At 74.5% G+C, this 19921-nt stretch carries 14 protein-coding genes; 8 read left to right on the top strand and 6 right to left on the bottom strand.

The window, feature by feature from the left end:
- Positions 1 to 174 precede the first annotated feature (174 nt).
- Positions 175 to 2094 (bottom strand): primary-amine oxidase, encoded by a 1920-nt coding sequence (locus HOP40_RS28665; RefSeq protein WP_172164565.1) that lies wholly within the window; start codon positions 2092 to 2094, stop codon positions 175 to 177.
- A complete protein-coding gene (locus HOP40_RS28660; RefSeq protein ID WP_172164562.1) occupies positions 2091 to 3605 on the bottom strand; it encodes an APC family permease in 1515 nt (504 codons plus the stop codon). The genes HOP40_RS28665 and HOP40_RS28660 overlap by 4 nt, the downstream gene beginning before the upstream one ends.
- Before the next feature lie 158 nt (positions 3606 to 3763).
- Here HOP40_RS28660 and HOP40_RS28655 point away from each other — a divergent pair, with 158 nt between their 5' ends.
- Positions 3764 to 6322: a Tex family protein gene (locus HOP40_RS28655; protein ID WP_172164559.1), complete on the top strand. Its 2559-nt coding sequence runs from the start codon at positions 3764 to 3766 to the stop codon at positions 6320 to 6322.
- A gap of 87 nt (positions 6323 to 6409) precedes the next feature.
- On the opposite strand, the gene HOP40_RS28650 is transcribed toward HOP40_RS28655, so the two are convergent.
- On the bottom strand, positions 6410 to 7249 hold the full coding sequence (locus HOP40_RS28650; protein WP_172164556.1) for a dioxygenase family protein: 840 nt from the start codon (positions 7247 to 7249) through the stop codon (positions 6410 to 6412).
- A complete protein-coding gene (locus HOP40_RS28645) occupies positions 7249 to 8208 on the bottom strand; it encodes an amidohydrolase family protein (protein WP_172164552.1) in 960 nt (319 codons plus the stop codon). Before HOP40_RS28645 ends, HOP40_RS28650 begins: the two co-directional genes overlap by 1 nt.
- A 79-nt stretch (positions 8209 to 8287) precedes the next feature.
- Here HOP40_RS28645 and HOP40_RS28640 point away from each other — a divergent pair, with 79 nt between their 5' ends.
- The 3 genes from HOP40_RS28640 to HOP40_RS28630 are packed head-to-tail and all read left to right on the top strand — an operon-like array spanning position 8288 to position 11931.
- Positions 8288 to 9856 (top strand): bifunctional 3-(3-hydroxy-phenyl)propionate/3-hydroxycinnamic acid hydroxylase, encoded by a 1569-nt coding sequence (locus HOP40_RS28640; protein WP_205346959.1) that lies wholly within the window; start codon positions 8288 to 8290, stop codon positions 9854 to 9856.
- 15 nt (positions 9857 to 9871) lie between these two features.
- The gene (locus tag HOP40_RS28635; RefSeq protein ID WP_172164549.1) at positions 9872 to 11119 is read left to right on the top strand and encodes an MFS transporter; all 1248 of its coding nucleotides are present in this window, start codon (positions 9872 to 9874) and stop codon (positions 11117 to 11119) included.
- An 8-nt stretch (positions 11120 to 11127) separates the two neighbouring features.
- Positions 11128 to 11931 (top strand): IclR family transcriptional regulator, encoded by an 804-nt coding sequence (locus HOP40_RS28630; RefSeq protein WP_205346958.1) that lies wholly within the window; start codon positions 11128 to 11130, stop codon positions 11929 to 11931.
- Position 11932: 1 nt separating this feature from the next.
- On the opposite strand, the gene HOP40_RS28625 is transcribed toward HOP40_RS28630, so the two are convergent.
- A complete protein-coding gene (locus tag HOP40_RS28625) occupies positions 11933 to 12616 on the bottom strand; it encodes a haloacid dehalogenase-like hydrolase (protein WP_172164546.1) in 684 nt (227 codons plus the stop codon).
- 64 nt (positions 12617 to 12680) lie between these two features.
- Complete coding sequence (locus HOP40_RS28620; protein ID WP_172164543.1) at positions 12681 to 13397, bottom strand: tyrosine-protein phosphatase; 717 nt, start codon at positions 13395 to 13397, stop codon at positions 12681 to 12683.
- A 240-nt stretch (positions 13398 to 13637) separates the two neighbouring features.
- On the opposite strand from HOP40_RS28620, the gene HOP40_RS28615 reads away from it, so the two are divergent.
- The 4 genes from HOP40_RS28615 to ilvD all read left to right on the top strand — a co-directional run bounded on the left by HOP40_RS28615 (position 13638) and on the right by ilvD (position 19917).
- The gene (locus HOP40_RS28615; protein ID WP_172164540.1) at positions 13638 to 15368 is read left to right on the top strand and encodes a DEAD/DEAH box helicase; all 1731 of its coding nucleotides are present in this window, start codon (positions 13638 to 13640) and stop codon (positions 15366 to 15368) included.
- 46 nt (positions 15369 to 15414) lie between these two features.
- Positions 15415 to 16839 (top strand): hypothetical protein, encoded by a 1425-nt coding sequence (locus HOP40_RS28610; RefSeq protein WP_172164537.1) that lies wholly within the window; start codon positions 15415 to 15417, stop codon positions 16837 to 16839.
- Positions 16840 to 16900: 61 nt separating this feature from the next.
- A complete protein-coding gene (locus tag HOP40_RS28605; protein WP_172164534.1) occupies positions 16901 to 18247 on the top strand; it encodes an MFS transporter in 1347 nt (448 codons plus the stop codon).
- Positions 18244 to 19917, top strand: a complete 1674-nt coding sequence (ilvD, locus tag HOP40_RS28600; protein WP_172164531.1) for a dihydroxy-acid dehydratase — start codon at positions 18244 to 18246, stop codon at positions 19915 to 19917. The genes HOP40_RS28605 and ilvD overlap by 4 nt, the downstream gene beginning before the upstream one ends.
- Positions 19918 to 19921 lie beyond the last annotated feature (4 nt).

The following is a 19921-nucleotide window of genomic DNA, read 5'->3' as shown; positions in this document are numbered from 1 at the left end:
AACTCGCACGCAATGAGACCCCGACTCGCGCGCAGCTACACCCCGACTCGCACGCAATGAGACCCCGACTCGCGCGCAACGAGAGCCCGACTCGCGGGCGGGCGGGCTCGGGCGGGCCGCACCGCTCGTGAGCGGCAACCGTGGCCCTGGCCACGGTTGCCGCTCACGGGGGTGTCAGGGGTGGCAGTGCGGGCTGCTGGCGGGCAGGTCGAGCGAGGGGTTGCCGTCGAAGAACCCGCTCGGCTTGAGCATGAAGCCCGCCGTGCTCACCGGCATCACCGGCCAGTCCTCCGGACGCACCACGTGGTGGGCGCCGAAGGTGTACCAGACGACGACGTCGGCCCCCTCCAGCGGACGGTCGCCCGCCCCGTACACCGGCAGGCCCTGGCCGCCGGGGTGCTGGTTGGGGTAGTCGCCCGCCGCGAAGCGCTGGCTGTCGTCGTCCGCGGTGACCCACAGCTGGTGCCCGGTGAACCCCGCGCGCGGCGCGAACACCGCGTCCGGGGAGTACATCGGCGGCACCGTGGCGCCCGGCATGAGCGCGTAGGCCGTGGGCGCCCCGAGCGCCGACGTCTTCTCCGCGCTCTCGATCTTCCAGTACCGCGCCCGCGCCGCGTCGACGTCACGCTGCGCCACCGCCTCCGACGCCAGCACCGTCTTCTCGACGTGCCACGCGTTGCCGTGCGGGTTCGCCGGCCCGGCCGGGCTCGGCGCGGAGTCGACCTCCACCACCGTGTTGGCGACGCCGTCGACGGTCATGTCCAGCCGCACGCAGAAGAAGTGCTGGTGGTTCGGCCCGTAGAGGCCGGGCGCGACGAGCGTGCCGTGCGCGGGCACCTCGCCGGGGGCGATCGCCGCCGTCGAGATGACGCCCGTCAGCTTGACCTCGTACTCGATCGTGCCGTCGGTGTAGAGGTACCAGAAGTAGCCGTACTCGTAGTTGCCGACGGTGACGATCGTCGACACCACCAGCCGCCGCCGGCGCCGCACCTGGACGGCCCCGGTGCGGAAGTCGGTGTGCTTCCAGGCGATCCCGGCGTCCTCCTCGTGCATGCAGACCGCGTTCGGGATGACGACGGGCACGCCGTCGTTGTCGTGCACGACCCCGTCGAAGTAGTGGATGTGGCCGACGCAGTCGCAGCCCAGCGTCAGCGAGTTCGCCAGCCATCCGACGCCGTACTCGCCCTGGTCGAACACGTTCTTGAAGCGGTGCGTGGGCGCCGGGTCGCCGTAGGGCACGTACATCTCGGCGAGCGAGGCCCGGTGCACGATCGGCCGCCCGTCGTAGGCGACCTGGTGCAGCACCAGCCCCTCGCGCGGGGTGAACCCGATCCGCAGCGTCCACTTCTGCCACTCGACCGCGTGCCCGTCGACGGTGAACGACGGCCCCTCGGGCTGGGTGATCTCGATCGGCTTGACGTCGGTGCGCGGGCCGTCGAACGCGGGCACGTTGCCCGGCTGCGACATCCACGGCTCCTCGTAGTTCCCGGCCAGGGTCGGGAACGGGACGATCCCGTGGTCGGTGACGTCGATGACCGCGCCCGCGTCCAGGTCGACCAGCACGATCAGCCCCTCGACGGGCCGGGCGTACCCGTGCTCGCCGGGCGCGGACCGCAGCCAGGTCAGGGGCCGGGCGATCCGGCGCTGCGACGGGTCGTCCTCCGGCCCGGTCCAGCTCGACGCCCACGGGTCGACCATCGCCAGCGTGAAGTCCTCCACGCCGCGCCGGCGCATGGCCTCCTGCCAGCGGGGGTCGGCCATGACGATCGACTCGCAGGACTCGAACTCCTCGGCCATGATCGGCGGCTGCACGCCGGGTACGTGCGTCCAGGCGACGACCGCGCGCTCGGTCAGCGACACCACGGCCTCGTAGGTGTTGCGGGTGCCGCGCTCGTAGAGCACGACGTGCGCCTCGCGCGGGACCTCCTCGCCCGACCACCCGAGCACCACCGACTTCGGCGGCTCGTGCAGCGCCACGAAGACGAACCGCATGGCGGGGGTGAAGCGGTCGGAGTCGCGCAGGACCGCGGCGGCCGCGGTGATCTCGTCGGCGGTCAGCGGCTCCAGCGGATGGCCGGTGATCACTGCGGTCATGTCGTCACCTCGAACTGCCCGAGACGGGCGTAGACAAGCGGACGCCGGGACCGCAGCACGAGCGCCACGGCCATCCCGACGACGAACACGGCGAGCACCACCCAGGGAAGCACCTGGATGTAGGGCGCGTCACCAGCTCCGGACAGATCGGACCTGTTGACGATCAGCAGCACGCACGCGCCGACCATCGCGAGACCGCCGACGATCGGGGCCGCCAGCGTCGTCCACCAGTGGAGACCGTCGCGCGCGGTCGTCAGGAAGTACCGGATGATCGCGACGCAGACCAGCGCCTGCACCGACAGGATCCCCAGCACGCCCAGCAGCGGCGACCACGTGCCGAGCACCAGCAGCGCCGACTCGGTGCTCGGGTCGGCCAGGGTGAAGACCAGGCAGTAGACGGCGACGACCGCGGTCACGGCCATGGCCGCCGGCACCGGGCTGCGCGTCGCCGACACCCGCGCGAGCGCCGCCGGCAGCACCCCCTCGCGGGCGAGGGAGAAGACGTAGCGGGCGCCGGTGTTGTAGAAGGCCTGCGCGCAGGCGAAGGAACCGGTGACGATGAGGACCTGCATCGCCGTCGTCGCCCACGGGCCGACGTAGCGGTCGGTGAGCGGGTAGAACGCCGAGGCGTACTCGCCGTCGAACTGCGCGGCCACGGCCTGCGCCGAGCCCTCCAGCCCCCAGCCGGTGACGAACACGTAGGAGATGAGCACGTAGAACACGCCCAGGCCGATCACCGAGCCGTAGGTGGCGGTCTTCGCGATGCGGTGCGGGTCGCGGGTCTCCTCGGCGTAGTTGGGCGCCATCTCGAACCCGACCCACGACCAGAACGCCGCGAACAGCGCGATCCCGGCCGCGCCGCCGCCGAACACCCCGACCGCCGCCGGGTTGTCGAAGATCTCGACCGGGTTCAGCGGCCGCAGCGAGAAGCCCTCCGCACCCCCGACGGCGAGCACCCCCACCGCGAGCACGGCCAGCACCAGCACCTCGCTGACCAGCAGGACGCCGAGCACCTTGGCCGTCAGCTCGATGTGGAACAGCGCGAGCACGGTCATCAGCGCCAGCGCGATCGTCATGTAGACCCAGGCCGGCAGCACCAGCCCGGTCAGGCTGGCGACGGTGGTGGCCGCGAAGTACCCGAGCACGCCGAGCACCGCCGCGGCGAACACGATGTAGCAGAGCCCGATCAGCAGGCCGGCCCCCACGCCGACCACGCGCCCGAGCCCCCGGGCGACGAACGTGTAGAAGCCGCCGGCCGACGTCACGCGCCTGCTCATCGCGATGTAGCCGACGGAGAAGATCGTCAGCGCGACGGTGGCGACGGCGAACGCGGCGGGGGAGGCGTACCCGCCGCCGAGGGTGGCGACCGGGACGTTGAACAGCATGGCCGTCAGCGGCGCGGCGCCGGTGACGATGCAGAACAGCACCGAGGTCAGCCCGAGCGCGCCGCCGGCGAGCTGCCCGGGTTCGCGGGGGGTGGTCGTGGTGGGTGGGTCGGCCGTGGCGGTCATGGGCACTCCCTGCGGGGCGGGGAACGAGCGGATCGCTGCAGCGTGCGACGCCCACGTGGCGTCCGTGTCACCCGCTCGTGTCGAACGCGTGGCCCCGAACGGGAACGCCGGGCCCGCCCGGGCGTCGAGCGCCGCGCGTGACCGGGCACCATGTGACGGTGACGAGTACTGCCCCCGCACCGCACAGGACCCGCCAGCCCGGGACCCGCCCGCACACCGTCGAGCAGCGGATCGCCGACGAGCTCGGCGTCCGGCCGAACCAGGTCGCCGCCGCCGTCGAGCTGCTCGACGGCGGCGCCACGGTGCCGTTCATCGCCCGGTACCGCAAGGAGGCGACCGGCACCCTCGACGACGCGCAGCTGCGCACGCTCGAGGAGCGCCTGCGCTACCTGCGCGAGCTGGAGGAGCGGCGCGGCGCGGTGCTGGAGGAGATCGCCAAGCAGGGCAAGCTCGAGCCCGCGCTGGAGGAGCAGATCCGGGCGGCGGAGTCGAAGGCGCGGCTGGAGGACATCTACCTGCCGTTCAAGCCCAAGCGCCGCACGAAGGCGATGGCGGCGCGGGAGAACGGGCTGGAGCCCCTGGCCGACGCCCTGCTCGCCGACCCCTCGCTCGACCCCCAGGCCACCGCGGCCGGCTACGTCACCGAGACCGTGGCCGACGCCGCCGCGGCGCTGGAGGGGGCGCGCTCGATCCTCGTCGAGCGGTTCTCCGAGGACGCCGACCTCATCGGCGGGCTGCGCGAGCGGATGTGGACGCGCGGGCGGCTGGTCACGAAGGTGCGCGAGGGCAAGGAGACCGAGGGCGCGAAGTTCGCCGACTACTTCGACTTCTCCGAGCCGTTCACCAAGCTCCCCAGCCACCGCATCCTGGCCGCGTTCCGGGGGGAGAACGAGGAGGTCCTCGACATCACCCTGGAGCCCGACCGCGAGCCGGTCGAACCCGGCGTGCGGACGGACTACGAGGCCACGATCGCGGCGGCGTTCGGCGTCGCCGACGAGGGCCGCCCGGCCGACAAGTGGCTCGGCGACGTCGTCCGCTTCGCCTGGCGCACCCGCATCCTGCTGCACCTGGGCATCGACATCCGGGTGCGGCTGCGCACCGTCGCGGAGGAGGGCGCCATCGGCGTCTTCGCCACCAACCTGCGCGACCTGCTCCTCGCCGCCCCCGCCGGCAGCCGCGCCACGATGGGCCTGGACCCGGGGCTGCGGACCGGCGTGAAGGTCGCCGTGGTCGACGCCACCGGCAAGGTCGTCGCGACCGACACGGTCTACCCGCACGAGCCCCGCAAGGACTGGAAGGGCGCCCTGGCGACGCTGACGAGGCTGGCCGCCGCGCACGACGTCGAGCTCGTCGCGATCGGCAACGGCACGGCGTCGCGGGAGACCGACCAGCTCGCCCGCGAGCTCGCGGCCACCAACCCCGCCCTCAAGCTGACGCCGGTCACGGTCAGCGAGGCCGGGGCGTCGGTGTACTCGGCGTCGGCGTTCGCGTCGGCGGAGCTGCCCGACCTCGACGTCTCGATCCGCGGCGCCGTCTCCATCGCGCGCCGCCTGCAGGACCCGCTGGCCGAGCTCGTCAAGATCGACCCGAAGTCGATCGGCGTGGGGCAGTACCAGCACGACCTGGCCGAGTCCGCGCTCTCGCGCTCGCTCGACGCGGTCGTCGAGGACTGCGTGAACGCGGTCGGCGTCGACGTCAACACCGCGTCGGTGCCGCTGCTGCGCCGCGTCTCGGGCATCACCGAGGGCCTGGCGACGCAGATCGTCACCCACCGCGACACCCACGGCCCGTTCCGCACCCGCACCGCGCTGGCCGACGTCCCGCGGCTGGGGCCGAAGGCGTTCGAGCAGTGCGCGGGCTTCCTGCGCATCCGCGGCGGCGACGACCCGCTCGACGTCTCCGGCGTCCACCCCGAGGCCTACCCGGTGGTGCACCGCATCCTGGGCGCGGCCAAGGTCGAGATCGGGTCGCTGATCGGCAACGCGCCGAAGCTGAAGTCGCTCAAGCCGCAGCAGTTCGTCGACGAGAAGTTCGGCCTGCCGACCGTCACCGACATCCTCACCGAGCTGGAGAAGCCCGGCCGCGACCCGCGCCCGGCCTTCCGCACGGCCACCTTCGCCGAGGGCGTGCACAAGATCTCCGACCTGCGCCCCGGGATGCTGCTGGAGGGCCAGGTCACGAACGTGGCCGCGTTCGGCGCCTTCGTCGACGTGGGCGTGCACCAGGACGGGCTCGTGCACGTGTCGGCGATGTCGAAGGACTACGTGTCCGACCCGAGCGACGTCGTGAAGACCGGCGACGTCGTGCGCGTCAAGGTCATGGAGGTCGACGAGGCCCGCAAGCGGATCTCGCTGACGCTGCGCCTGGACGACGAGGTCGGCGCCGACGGTGCGCCCAAGGGCCGCCGCGGTGGCGGGCGGCCCGAGGGTGCGGGCGGCGGCGGCCGGGGTGCCGGACGCGGCGACGCGCGCGGGGGCGACCGCGGCGGTGACCGCGGTGGATCCGGCGGCGGGCGCGACCAGCGCGGCGGCCGTGGCGGTGGCAGTGGCGGCGGCGGCGGTGGCGCCGGCAAGGGGGCCGGCGGCAAGGGCGGCGGCGGCAAGGGCGGCGCCCCGCGCGGCGGGTCGAGCAGCTCCGGCGGCTCGGGCGGCGGCGGGCTGGGCAACAGCGCGATGGCCGACGCCCTGCGCCGTGCCGGGCTGGCGAAGGACGAGTAGCAGGCGGCTCGCACACAGGCTCCGGGGCCCGCACACAGGGCCGGACCTGTGTGCGAGCCCCCGGAGGTGTGTGCGAGCCGGTGGGGGCTACCGCTGCAGCACCAGGTCGACCTCGGCGTGTCGGAAGGGGACCGGCACCCCGTGGCGGGCCCCCTCCGCCGGGTCGGTGACCTCGGCGAACTCGACCACCAGGCTCTCCTTCACGGCGAACACCGCGTCGGAGTCGAGGTAGGGCCCGCCGGCCACGAACACGTGCGTGGTCAGCGGGGCGCACCCCGGGGCCTCGACGAGGAAGTGGACGTGCGCCGGCCGGTACGGGTGCCGGGCGGTGGCCTGCAGCAGCCGCCCGACGGGGCCGTCGGTCGGGATCGGGTAGTGGCTCGGCACGACCGTGCGGAACGCGAACGCGCCGTCGTCGTCGGTCCGGAACAGCCCGCGCCCGTTGCCCGGCGGCTGGACGTCGGGCTGCTGCACGTCGTAGAAGCCCTCGGCGGTGCACTGCCAGACGTCGACGGTGGCCCCGGCCAGCGGGGTCCCTGCGGTGTCGCGGACCCGCCCGGTCACGACGCACGGGGGCCCGCCGCCCAGCAGGTCGAGGGAGTCCCCGAGCGCGCGCTCGGGTGAGGCCGTCATGTGGAACGGCCCGAGCACCGTGCTCTCCGTGCCCGCGTCGCTGCCGTTGAGCGTCTCGGTGAGCATCGAGACGCCCAGGACGTCGGAGAGCAGGATGAACTCCTGGCGGGTGTCGTCGCAGGTCTGCCCGACGGCGGTGAGGAACCCGATCGCGGCCTCCCACTCCGCCAGCGTCGGGCGGACCTCGTGGACGAGGTCGTGCAGGTGCGTCACGACGGCGGTGAGCACCTCCCGCAGGCGGGGGTCCGGGGTCGCGGCGAGGCTGTCGAGCACCTCGCCGGTCGTGTCGCCCATCAGAGCTTCAGCAGGAGCTCGGCGTTGCCGTGCGCGATCTTCGCCCGGTCGGACTCGCTGATCGGGGCGCGGGCCAGGAACTCCGTGGCCGTGGCCATGTCCTCGAACGGGTAGTCGGTGCCGAACAGGATGTGGTCGGCGCCGAGCGCGAGCAGCGCGCACAGCAGCGGCGGGGCGTCGCAGACCCCGCTGGTCGTGATGTAGAGGTTGTGCCGCAGGTACTCCGACGGCCTCTCGCGGGCGAGCTCGATGCCGCGGTGGTCGTGGAAGGCCCAGCGCGAGTCGAGCCGCCACAGCACGTAGGGCAGGCCCTCGCCCATGTGCCCGAGGAGCAGCTTGGCGTCGGGGAAGTCGTCGAACACGCCGCCGAACACCAGGCGCAGCACGTGCGACGCCGTGTCGGTGCCCCAGCTCCACATCGGGCCGACCAGCTCCGGGTGCCCCGTCAGCACGTGCGCGGAGTCGACGCCGTTGGCGGGGTGCAGGTACAGCGGCACGTCCAGACCCGCGGCGTACTCCCAGACCACGCGCATCGTGGGGTCGTCGAGGTAGCGGCCCTGGGTGTGGGCGTTCACCAGCGCGCCCCTGAGCCCGAGCTGGGTGACCGCGCGCTCGAGCTCCTTCGCCGCGGCCTGCGGGTCCTGCAGGGGCAGCGCGGCGAACCCGGAGAACCGCGTCGGGTTCTCGGCGATCGTGGCCGCGAGCAGGTCGTTGACGGCGGCGGCGCGCCCGACGGCCACCGACGGGTCCTGCTCGGCCTGGATGCCGGGGGAGTTGAGCGAGAGCACCTGCACGTCCAGGCCCGCGGCGTCCATCCCGGGCAGCCGCTCCGCCGTCAGGTCGAGCAGCCGGCGGGAGGCCTCGGCCCACACGTGCGGCTGCGCGATCGTCGCGGTGCCGGCGCCGTAGCCGGCCAGCTCCTCGGTCACGAAGTGCTCTTCCAGTCCGATCGTGCGCATCGCGTGCTCCTCGTCGAGTCGGTTCGTGGTTTCACCATCATGCATTGACTTCACGAATAAGGAAACCTACGGTTCGGCGGTGTCGGACGTCACGAGGGAGCTGGTCATGTCGCAGGACGAGTACGACGTCGCCGTCGTCGGCTACGGGCCGGTCGGGATGGCGACCGCCGCGCTGCTCGGCCGTGCCGGGCACTCGGTGGTGGTCGTGGAGCGCTACGGCGGTCTCTACAACCTGCCGCGGGCCGCGATCTTCGACGACGAGACGATGCGGACCTTCGCGCGGCTGGGGATCGCGGAGCGGCTGCTGCCGACGCTGCACGTGCAGCGGAACTACGAGTGGCGCAACGGCGCGGGCGAGCTGCTCATCGAGCACGACTTCGCCGCGACCGGCCGCTCCGGCTGGGCCGAGTGGTACATGATGTACCAGCCCGAGCTCGAGGAGTCCCTGGACGCGGTATGCCGCGCGTCGGGCGTCGAGGTCCGCCTCGGCAGCGCCGTCACCGCCGTCCACCAGGACGCGGACGGCGCCGTCCTCACCACCGCCGACGGCCGCTCCGTCACCGCCCGGTACGTCGTGGCCTGCGACGGGGGCAACTCCTTCGTGCGCCGCGCGCTGGACGTCGGGATGGACGACTACGGCTTCGCCGAGCCGTGGATGGTGTGCGACTTCCGGTTCACCCGGCCCGTCGACCTGCCGACCGCGCTGCAGCTCGGCGACCCGGCGCGCCCGACGTCGATCATCTCGCTGGGCCCGCGGCACCACCGCTTCAGCTTCATGCTCGACGACGAGGGCGACTTCGCCGTCGAGTCCGCGCCGGAGAAGGTGTGGGCCCGCGTCGCCGACCGGTTGACCCCCGACGACGCCGAGCTGATCCGGGTCGCGACCTACACGTTCCGCTCGCTCGTCGCGCACCGGTGGCGGGCGGGCCGCATCCTGCTCGCCGGGGACGCCGCGCACCAGATGCCGCCGTTCCTCGGGCAGGGGATGTGCTCGGGCGTCCGCGACGGGCAGAACCTGGCGTTCAAGCTCGACCTGGTGCTGCGCGGCGCCGTCGACGACGCGCTGCTCGACACCTACCAGCCCGAGCGCGAGCCGCACGTCCGGGCCGTCACCGAGAAGGGCATCGAGCTCGGCCGGATGCAGACGATCCGCGACCCCGGGCGCGCCGCCGAGCGCGACCGCGAGCTGCTCGCCAGGCGGGCCGCGCACCAGGCCCCGGAGAGCATCCGCTTCCCCGGACTGGGCGGCGGGATGCTCGCCGCGGGCGGGCCCGGCCGGGGAGCGCTGTCCGAGCAGGGCCGGGTGCTCGGCCCCGACGGCCGCACCGACCTGCTCGACCAGGTCGTCGGCGACGGGTTCCACCTCCTCGTCGCCGACGCCCACCTCGCCGCGCTCGACCTCCCCGCCCTGGCCGCGGCCGGGGTGCGGGTCGTCGGGTTCGGGGACCGGCCCGGGCAGCAGGAGGGCGCCACGGTCGTCGTCGACGTCGACGGCACCTACCGCCGCTGGTTCGACGGGCTGGGGGCGGCCGCGGTCGCCGTCCGTCCCGATCTCTACGTGTTCGGCGCCTCCGCCGACGCGGCACCGCTCGCCGCAGAGCTGCTCGCAGCGCTCGGCGCCCCCGTTCCCGCGCTCGCCGAGCGCTGAGACCCAGGAGACCTGATGTCAGAGACGACTCAGACGGCCACGAGCCGGGCCGGGGGCGTGTCCTCGCGGACGGTCCTCGCCGTGGCGGCGGGCTTCGCGGCGCTCGAGGGCTACGACCTCGCCTGCTACGGCGTGACGGTGCCCTCGCTGCTCGCCGACCCCGCGATGGGGGCGACGAAGGCGTCCGCGGGGACGGTCGGGTCGCTGGTGGCGATCGGCATGCTCGTCGGGGCGGCGCTGTCGGCGGCGCTGATCCGCCGGTTCGGCGCCCGGAAGCTGCTGTTCGGCGGCGCGACGCTGTTCTCCGTCGGGATGGGCGTCTGCACGGTCGCGCCGACGTTCGGCCTGTTCGGCGCGGCGCGGCTCGTCGTCGGCATCGGGCTGGGGATCGTGCTGCCCACCGTCACCGCCTACGTCGCCGACCTCTCGGCGCCGGAGCACCGCGCCCGCAACGTCGGGATCATGATGGCCGGCTACGCGACCGGCGCGCTGATGGCGCCCCTGCTCGGCGCGGCGCTGCTGTCCGGGTCGTCGTGGCGCTGGATCTACCTGATCGGCACCGTCCCGGCGCTGTTCCTCATCCCGCTCGCGGTCCGGCTGCTCCCGGAGAGCCCGGTGTCCCCGCCCGCCGCCGAGCCCGGCCGCGGCGACCTCGCGGGCCTGCGTCCGCTGTTCGCCCCGGGCCTGCGCGCGGTCACCCTCCTGTTCTGGGCCGTCTCGTTCTGCGGCCTGCTGCTGGTGTTCGGCATCAGCACCTGGCTGCCGACGATCATGCAGGCCGCCGGGTACTCGCTCGGGTCCTCGCTGCTGCAGACCGCGGCGATGTGGGTCGGCGCGGGCGTCGGGATGGTCGCGGGCGGCACCGTCGCCGACCGGGTCGGGATCAAGCCCGTCGTCGCCACCGCGTTCCTGGCCGGCTCGGTCAGCCTGCTGCTGATGAGCACGAACCCGGCGATCGGCCTCCTGTTCCTGCTGATGTTCGTCAGCGGGCTGGGCTTCATCGGGTCGCAGGTGCTCACCAACGCGTTCGTCGTGACCCGCTACCCCGCGGAGCTGCGGGGCCGCGGCATCGGCTGGGCGCTGTCGGTCGGGCGGCTCGGCGCGATCGCCGGACCGGTCCTCGGCGCGATGATCCTGTCGTCCGGGCTGGACGTGGAGTGGAACTTCTACCTCTTCGCGGTGCCCGGCGTCGTCGGTGCCGTGCTGGCGTCACTGGTGCCGGTGGTCCGGGCGCGGCGTACCGCGGAGCCGGGCTTCGTATAGTGCGCCTCGTGGCAGACGGTGAGGGCGCGACGGACGCCCGGCAGGGCATCCAGTCCGTCGAGCTCGCCATGACCGTGCTGCGGGCGCTGGAGGAGGGCCTCGGCCCGATGAGCCTCACCCAGCTCGCCGGGGCCAGCGGGATGAGCGCCAGCAAGGCGCACCGCTACCTGGTGAGCCTGGGCCGGGTCGGGCTCGTCGCGCAGTCGCGCAGCTCCGGGCTCTACGACATGGGCCCGGCGCTGCGCCGCCTCGGGATGGAGGCGCTGCGCCGCATGGACGAGGTCGGCCTGGCGTCGGAGTACCTGCCGGGGCTGCGCGACCGCACCGGGCACGCGGTCAACCTCGCCGTCTGGGGGGACCACGGGCCGGTGATCGTCCGCTGGGACTACGGCTCGTACGCCCTGCCGATCACCGTGCGGGTCGGGGCGACGCTGCCGCTGGCCGGGTCGTCGGTCGGCCGCGTGTACCTCGCGCACCTGCCCGAGACGCTGACCGGCCCGGTGCTGCGCGGGGAGCGCGAGGCCGGGGTGCCCAACACCGCGTCGGACGCCGAGATCGGCCGGATCACCGCGGCGGTGCTCCGCGACGGCGTCGCGCTCACCACGGGCGGGGTGATCCCCGGCGTCACCTCGGTGGCGGCGCCGGTCTTTGCCGCGGGGGAGTCGCTGCCGCTGGTGGTGGCGCTCGCGCTGCCCGCGCGGGTGGCCACGGACGAGGTGCTGGCCGCGGTCACCGCGGAGCTGGTCGAGACCACCGCGGCGATGTCGGCCGAGCTCGGCAGCTCCCGCCCGGTGGCGCGGCGCAGCGGCTGACTCAGCCCGCCAGCACCGCCACCGCCCGCTCCACGTCGTCCAGGCCGGGCAGGACGTGGTGGGCGCCCGCGGCGGTGAGCTCGTCGACCGTCGCCGGGCCCGTCGCCACCCCGACGGCGACGACGCCCGCCCCGAGCGCGGCGGCCACGTCGTGCACGGTGTCGCCGACGACGAGCACGTCGGCGTCGGCGAAGGGGCCGTAGGCGGCCTCCGCGCGCTCCCGGCTGCGGCGCACGAGCTCGGCGCGGACCGGGTGGTCGTCGCCGTAGCCGCCGACCGCCGTGTCGAGGTGCGGGTGCAGGCCGAACGCCGTCACCTTCGCGACGCCGACGGCGGCGATGTTGCCGGTGACCAGCGTCTGCACGACCCCGGGCCGCCCGGCCAGCGCGGCCAGCACCGCGGCGGCGCCGGGCAGCAGCGTGCCGTGGGCGGGGAGCCGGTCGGCGCGGGCGGCGAACTCGGTCGTGTAGCGGGCGAAGAACGGCTCCAGGTGCGGGCCGGCGTCGTCGATGCCGTGCTGGGCGAACAGCTCGGGGGTGATCGACAGGTCGGTCCGGCCCGCCGCCACGAGCGCCCCGCGCCACGGCACCCCGGTGACGGCGGTGAAGGCCGCGGCGAACGCGTCGACGCCGAGCCCGCCTGCGACGAGCAGCGTCCGGTCGACGTCCCACTGGATCAGCCTCATGGGCCGATCCTGCGCCATGCCTCCCGGCCCGGTCTCAGGCGGTCGGGTCCCGGGCGGTCGGGCCTCAGGCGGCCGACTCGTAGGCCGTGCCGAGCAGGCGGTCGGAGAGCCGGGCCAGCGCGGCGTCGTCGACGCCGTGCGCGGCGAGCCAGCCCGCGGCCCCGCCCTCGTGCCCCTCGACCTCGTCGAGCACGGACTCCAGAGCCGCGCGGTGCACGCCCATCAGCGCGCGGTTGCGCGGCTCGCGGATCCCGGCGGCGCGCAGCGTGGCCCACAGGCGGGGGAGGTTGGCCTCGGTGCGCAGGTAGTCGGCGACGACGTCCTCGCGGCGCACGCCGACCGCGCGCAGCAGCACCGCGACGACGACGCCGGTGCGGTCCTTGCCCGCGGTGCAGTGCACGAGGACGGGGCCGGGGGAGTCGGCGACGAGCGCGGCGATGTGCGCGATCGAGCCGGCCGCGTCGCGGGCCAGGAGCGCGTAGGCCTCGGCCAGGTCGTGGCCGGTGGGCTGCGCGGCGGCGAGCGCGGGCGCGAGGTCGGCGCCCATCGGCACGGAGTGCACGGTGGTGCCGGGCAGGTCGAGGTGGTGCGGGGCGGGGTGCTCGCCGGGCACGCGCAGGTCGATGACGTCGGCGGGCGGCCACACCGCCACCTCGGCCGCCGCGGCGGTGCCCGACAGCGGCAGCTCGCTGCGGTAGAGGACACCGCGGCGGACGATCCGTCCGTCGTCGGTGCGCAGTCCGCGGAGGTCCCGGAGGTTGGCGGGGGCGTGGTTCGTCACGCCGTCCAGGCTGCCGTCCGCAGGTGAACGGCGGGCGACGTCGTGACCGAGCGCCCGTGTGATCTCTGCGTCAGGTGCCCCGCCGTCGCGGTGAGCGGCGTCACCTGGGAGTATGTGAGGCCGATGGTGCGTTGAGACCATCAGAGACCGCAACGGCCAGGCAGAACTCGTGCAGAGGGCCCGCGGGCTCGCCCGCGGGTACGCCGACGTGTGCCCGCTGACTGCGACGGAAGATTCCACTTGTCTGAGCTCGACCTCGACCTGCCCACCTTCTCCGACCTGCCGCTGCGCGACGAGCTCCTCGCCGTCGTCGACGAGCTGGGCTACACCCACCCGAGCCCCATCCAGGCCGAGGCGATCACGCCCCTGGTCGAGGGCCGTGACCTGCTGGGCCAGGCGGCCACCGGCACCGGCAAGACGGCGGCCTTCGCGCTGCCGATGCTGGAGCGCATGGCCGACCAGCGCCCCTCCCGCGAGCGCGGCGCCGCCCCGTTCGGCCTGATCCTGGCCCCCACCCGCGAGCTCGCGCTGCAGGTGTCCGAGGCCGTCCAGCGCTACGGCGCCGGCCTGCACGCCCGCGTGCTCACCGTCTACGGCGGCGCGCCGGTCGGCCCGCAGCTCAAGGCGCTGCACCAGGGCGTCGACGTCGTCGTCGCCACCCCGGGCCGCGCCATCGACCTGATGAACCGCGGCGCGCTCAAGCTGCACGACCTCGAGGTCGTCGTCCTGGACGAGGCCGACGAGATGCTCGACATGGGCTTCGTCGAGGACATCGAGACGCTGCTCGACGCCACCCCGGACACCCGGCAGGCGGTGCTGTTCAGCGCCACCATGCCGCGGCGCATCGAGACGCTGGCGCAGAAGTACCTGCGCGAGCCGGTCACGGTGCGGATCCGCCGCGAGGAGGTCGCGGAGGGCGAGGCCCCCAAGGTCCGCCAGACCGCCTACCTCGTGCCCCGCACCCACACCACCGCCGCGCTGGGTCGCGTCCTGGAGGCCGAGCGCCCCACGGCCGCGATCGTCTTCTGCCGCACCCGGCTCGACGTCGACGCGGTCACCGAGACGCTCACCGGCCGCGGCCTGCGCGCCGAGGCGCTGCACGGCGGCATGGACCAGGAGCACCGCACCCGCGTGGTCGAGCGGCTGCGCAGCGGGCGCACCGAGCTGCTCGTCGCCACCGACGTCGCGGCCCGCGGCCTCGACATCGACCTGCTCACCCACGTCGTCAACCACGACGTGCCGCAGAGCTCCGAGGCCTACGTGCACCGCATCGGGCGCGTCGGGCGGGCCGGGCGCGAGGGCGTCGCGATCACGCTGGCGCCGCCGTCGAAGGTCTACGCGCTGCGCAACGTGGAGCGGCTCACCGGCCAGCCCATCGAGATGGCCGCCGTCCCCACCGCGGCCGATCTGCGCGCCGCCCGCCTCGAGCGCACCCGTGAGGCGCTGCGCGAGGCGCTGGCCGAGATGTCGGCCGACGACGACGGCGTGGCCGCCATGGTCGCCGGGCTGGCCGAGGAGTTCGACGCCGCCGACGTCGCGACCGCCGCGATCCGGCTGATGGCCGCCGCCGCGGGCACGCCCGACGACGGCGAGGACATCCCGGTGGTCAGCGCTCCGCGCTCCGGCTCGCGCGACGCGCGGGGTCCGCGCGACGCCCGCGACTCCCGGGGCCGCGGCGGCGCCGCGGGCACCCGGGCGCCGAAGGCCGGCACCACCCGGCTGTTCGTCAACGCCGGCCGCGCGAGCGGCGTGCGCCCGCAGGACATCGTGGGCGCGCTGGCCAACGAGTCGAACCTGACGGGCCGCGACATCGGCGCCATCCAGATCCACGAGCGGCACGCGCTCGTCGAGATCCCGGAGCACGCCGCCGACGACGTGCTGCGCAGCCTGCGCGGCACGACGACGCTCAAGGGCCGCCGCGCCAACGTGCGCCGCGACCGCGGCTTCGCCTCCGCCGGCAGCAGGGACTAGTCCACTAGGCCGAACGGCCCAACGCCGTCCTGCTAGCGTTCCTTCCATGCGCTGGCGGACGGGGGTGGCCGTTCTGGCCGCGCTCCTGGCCGGGTCCACGGGGGCCGGGTGCTCGGCCACCGTGCCCGGCACCGGCTCGCCCGCCCGCGACGCCGCGCTGGCCGCCCTGCCCTTCGACGACGGCGAGCGCGTCCTCGCCGGGCAGCTGGCGGTGCTGCGGTCGTGGGACGTCTGCGCGATGCACGACGTCGCCGCGGCCGAGCGCGCCTCCGGGGCCGTCGCGTTCGCGCTGCGCCCGGTCCGCGGCTACGACGGCTGCGAGGTCGCGCTGGAGTCCGCCGCCGACGGCGCGCTGTCCTACGTGACGATCGAGGTCGCGGAACTCGTGCGGGGCCCGGGCGCCCCCCGCGAGATCGGCGGCCGCTCCTTCCCGCCCGTCGCGCCGGCCGAGGAGGCGCACGGGCGTCCCGAGTGCGGGTACGCCCGCGAGGTCGCGCTGGGCTGGGGCGTCGTCGTGCGCGGCGAGGCGGCCGACGACCCGGCGGCGTCCTGCGCGCTCGCCGCTCGGTACCTCGCCGACGTCCTACCGCGCATCGACGCCCCGCCGCGCCGCGCCGCCGCGGGCACCGACCCGGCGTTCGCGGTGGGGGAGCAGGACCCGTGCGCGGCGCTCGCCGCGATCGTCACGGCGCCCGCCGACGTCACCGTCACCGGGCCGCGGACCTGCTCGGCCCCCGGGCTCGCGGTGGCGCTCGGGCTGGGCCAGGTCGAGGTCGACGTCGAGGGCGTCGCGGGGATGCTGCCCGACGGCCGGGTCGAGGTCGTCGACGACGCCCCGGACGGCTGCACGGTGACCCGCCAGGTCAGCGACACGACGCTGCTGGTCCCGTCGCTGCCCTACCTGTTCCGCGAGACCCTCGCCGTGACCGCGCCCGGCTGCGACGCCGCGCGCACCGGCGTCGACCGCGCGGCCGCCGCGCTGCCGGGCCCGCTCCCCGCCGCCCCGGACGCGCTCGCCCTGGGCTCGCTGGAGGACCTGCCCACCGCCGACGACGTCGGCGCGCCGTTCGACCCCTGCACGACGATCGGCTGGTCGGCGTTCCCGGCCGAGGTGCGCCCGCCCGGCGTCGACCCGCACCCGTTCCCCTCGCCGGTCGAGGCCGACACGCTCTACCGCGTGGGCTGCGACTACGCCTCCGACGCGCTGGTGTCGGTCGTGAGCTGGGGCCCGGCGGCGGGCGCCTACAGCGTCGACCCCGCCGCACGCCCCGGCGTCGCCACCCGCTTCGGCGACCGGCCGGGCCTGGAGCACCGCGCCGCGGCGGCGCCCGGGCAGGCGGCGCTGTGCCTGTCGACGATGCAGCTGGGCAACGGGCTCGCCGGCGTCGTCACCCTCGCCCGCGAGACGCAGGCCGACCTCTGCGCGGTCAACCGAGCGGTGCTGGAGGCGCTGGCACCGCGCGTGCCCTGACGACCGGAGGACACCGAGCCTGCGGTTGTCCCCGTCGCGCCCCCGGGGTAGGCAGTGGCGCATGGCCGATGACGTCCCGGAGTCCCCGCTCGTCGAGGCGGCGGTGCGGCGCGCCATGTGGCGCCTGCTGCCGTTCCTCGGGCTCTGCTACCTGCTCAACTACGTCGACCGCGTGAACGTCGGCTTCGCGGCGCTGCGGATGAACCCCGACCTCGGACTGTCCGCCGCCGCCTACGGGCTGGGGGCGGGGCTGTTCTTCGTCGGCTACTTCTTCTTCGAGGTGCCGAGCAACGTGGTCCTGCACCGGGTCGGCGCCCGGTTGTGGATCGCGCGGATCATGCTGACCTGGGGGATCGTCGCGTCGGCCACGGCGTTCGTGACGAACGAGCTCGGCTTCTACGCCGTGCGGTTCCTGCTCGGCGTGGCCGAGGCCGGGTTCTTCCCCGGGATCATCCTGTACCTGACGTACTGGTTCCCGCGGGCGCGGCGGGCGCGGGTGGTGGCGCTGTTCTTCCTGGCGGTGCCGCTGTCGACGGTGCTGGGCGCGCCGCTGTCGACCTGGCTCATCGAGAACGGCGACGGCGTGCTCGGCTTCGCCCAGGGCTGGCGGTTCATGTTCTTCGCCGAGGGCGTGCCGGCCGTCCTCGTCGGGCTGCTGGTGCTCGTGCTCCTGCCCGACCGCCCCACCACGGCCCGCTGGCTCGAGCCCGACGCGGCCCGGGCGCTGGAGGCGCGGATCGCCGACGAGGACGCCGCGCAGGTGCCCGAGACCACCGGGATGCGCGACGCGCTGCGCGACGGGCGGGTCGTCGCGCTGTCGGTCGTCTACTTCGGGGTGGTGTTCGGGCTCTACGTGCTGGCGTTCTTCCTGCCGCAGGTGGTGTCGGACCTGCAGGAGCAGTTCGGCGTCGAGTTCTCGCTCGTGCAGATCGGGCTGATCACCGCGGTGCCCTACGCGGTCGCGTCGGTCGTGATGGTGCTCAACGCCCGGCACTCCGACGCCACCCGCGAGCGGACCCTGCACGTCGCGGTGCCGGCGCTGGTCGGGGCGGCGGGCGTCGCCGTCGCCCTGTTCCTCGACTCGCCCTACCTGGTGATCGCCGCGATGTGCGTGTGCGCGTCCGGCGTCTTCGCCGCGATCCCGGTGATCTGGCAGATCCCGCCCACGTTCCTCACCGGCGTCGGCGCGGCCGCGGGGATCGCGCTGATCAACTCCTTCGGCAACCTCTCCGGGTTCGTCGGCCCGTACCTGACCGGGTGGCTGCAGGGCGTCACCGGCGACTTCCGCGTCGGCATGTTCGTCGTCGCCGGGTTCATGGTGCTGGCCGCCGTGGTCGTCCTGGTCGTGGGACGACGGGTGGGCACCCGCGATGATGGAGCCCCCACCACGGCAGGAGCCCGCCCATGACGGACATCAAGCCCCGCTCCCGCGAGGTCACCGACGGCCTGGAGCGCACCGCCGCGCGCGGCATGCTGCGCGCCGTCGGGATGCGCGACGAGGACTTCGGCAAGCCCCAGATCGGCATCGCGTCGAGCTGGAACGAGATCACCCCGTGCAACCTGTCGCTGCAGCGCCTGGGCCTCGCGGCCAAGGAGGGCGTGCACCGGGCGGGCGGGTTCCCGATGGAGTTCGGCACGATCTCGGTGTCGGACGGCATCTCGATGGGGCACGTCGGGATGCACTGGTCGCTGGTCAGCCGCGAGGTGATCGCCGACTCCGTCGAGACCGTCGTGCAGGCCGAGCGCCTCGACGGCACCGTGCTCCTCGCGGGCTGCGACAAGAGCCTGCCCGGGATGCTGATGGCCGCGGCGCGCCTGGACCTCGCCGCGGTCTTCCTCTACGCCGGGTCGATCATGCCCGGGTACGTGGGGGAGCGGGAGGTGACGATCGCCGACGCGTTCGAGGCCGTCGGGGCGTGCCAGCGGGGCCTGATCACCCGCGAGGAGGTCGACGCGATCGAGCGCGCGATCTGCCCCGGCGAGGGCGCCTGCGGCGGCATGTACACGGCCAACACGATGGCGAGCGCCGCCGAGGCGCTCGGGATGGCGCTGCCCGGCTCGGCCAGCCCGCCCGCGGTCGACCGCCGCCGCGACGGCATCGCCCGCGCGTCCGGCGAGGCCGTCATCGGGATGATCGAGAAGGGCATCACGGCCCGGCAGATCCTCACGCGCGAGGCGTTCGAGAACGCGATCGCGGTCGTCATGGCGTTCGGCGGGTCCACCAACGCGGTGCTGCACCTGCTCGCCATCGCGTGGGAGGCGGGCGTGCCGCTGGAGCTCGCCGACTTCACCCGCGTCGGCGACCGCGTGCCGCACCTGGCCGACGTCAAGCCGTTCGGGGCGCACGTGATGTCCACCGTCGACCGCGTGGGCGGCGTGCCCGTCGTCATGAAGGCGCTGCTCGACGCCGGGCTGCTGCACGGCGACGTGCTCACCTGCACCGGCTCCACCGTCGCCGAGAACCTCGCCGCGATCGACCCGCCGGACCTCGACGGCGAGATCCTGCGCGCCCTGTCGAACCCGATCCACCCCACCGGCGGCATCACGATCCTGCACGGCTCGCTGGCGCCCGAGGGGGCCGTCGTCAAGAGCGCCGGGTTCGACTCCTCGCGCTTCGAGGGCACCGCCCGCGTCTTCGACGGCGAGCAGGGCGCGATGGACGCCGTGCCGGACCTGCAGCCCGGCGACGTCGTCGTCATCCGGTACGAGGGGCCGCGCGGCGGGCCGGGGATGCGGGAGATGCTGGCCGTCACCGGGGCGATCAAGGGCGCCGGGCTGGGCAAGGACGTCCTGCTGCTCACCGACGGCCGCTTCTCCGGGGCGACCACCGGCCTGTGCGTGGGGCACGTGGCGCCCGAGGCCGTCGACGGCGGGCCGATCGCGTTCGTGCGTGACGGCGACCGGATCGTGCTGGACATGGCGTCGCGGACGCTGGAGCTGGTCGTCGACGAGGCGGAGCTCGCGCGCCGGCGGGAGGCGTGGTCGCCGCCCGCCCCCACCCCGGAGCTGCGGCGCGGGGTGCTGGGGAAGTACTCGAAGCTCGTGGGGTCGGCGGCGCAGGGGGCGGTCTGCGGGTAGTCGG

Source organism: Pseudonocardia broussonetiae, from assembly GCF_013155125.1.
GTDB classification, from domain to species: domain Bacteria; phylum Actinomycetota; class Actinomycetes; order Mycobacteriales; family Pseudonocardiaceae; genus Pseudonocardia; species Pseudonocardia broussonetiae.
This window is presented reverse-complemented; position numbering and strand designations above follow the sequence as displayed.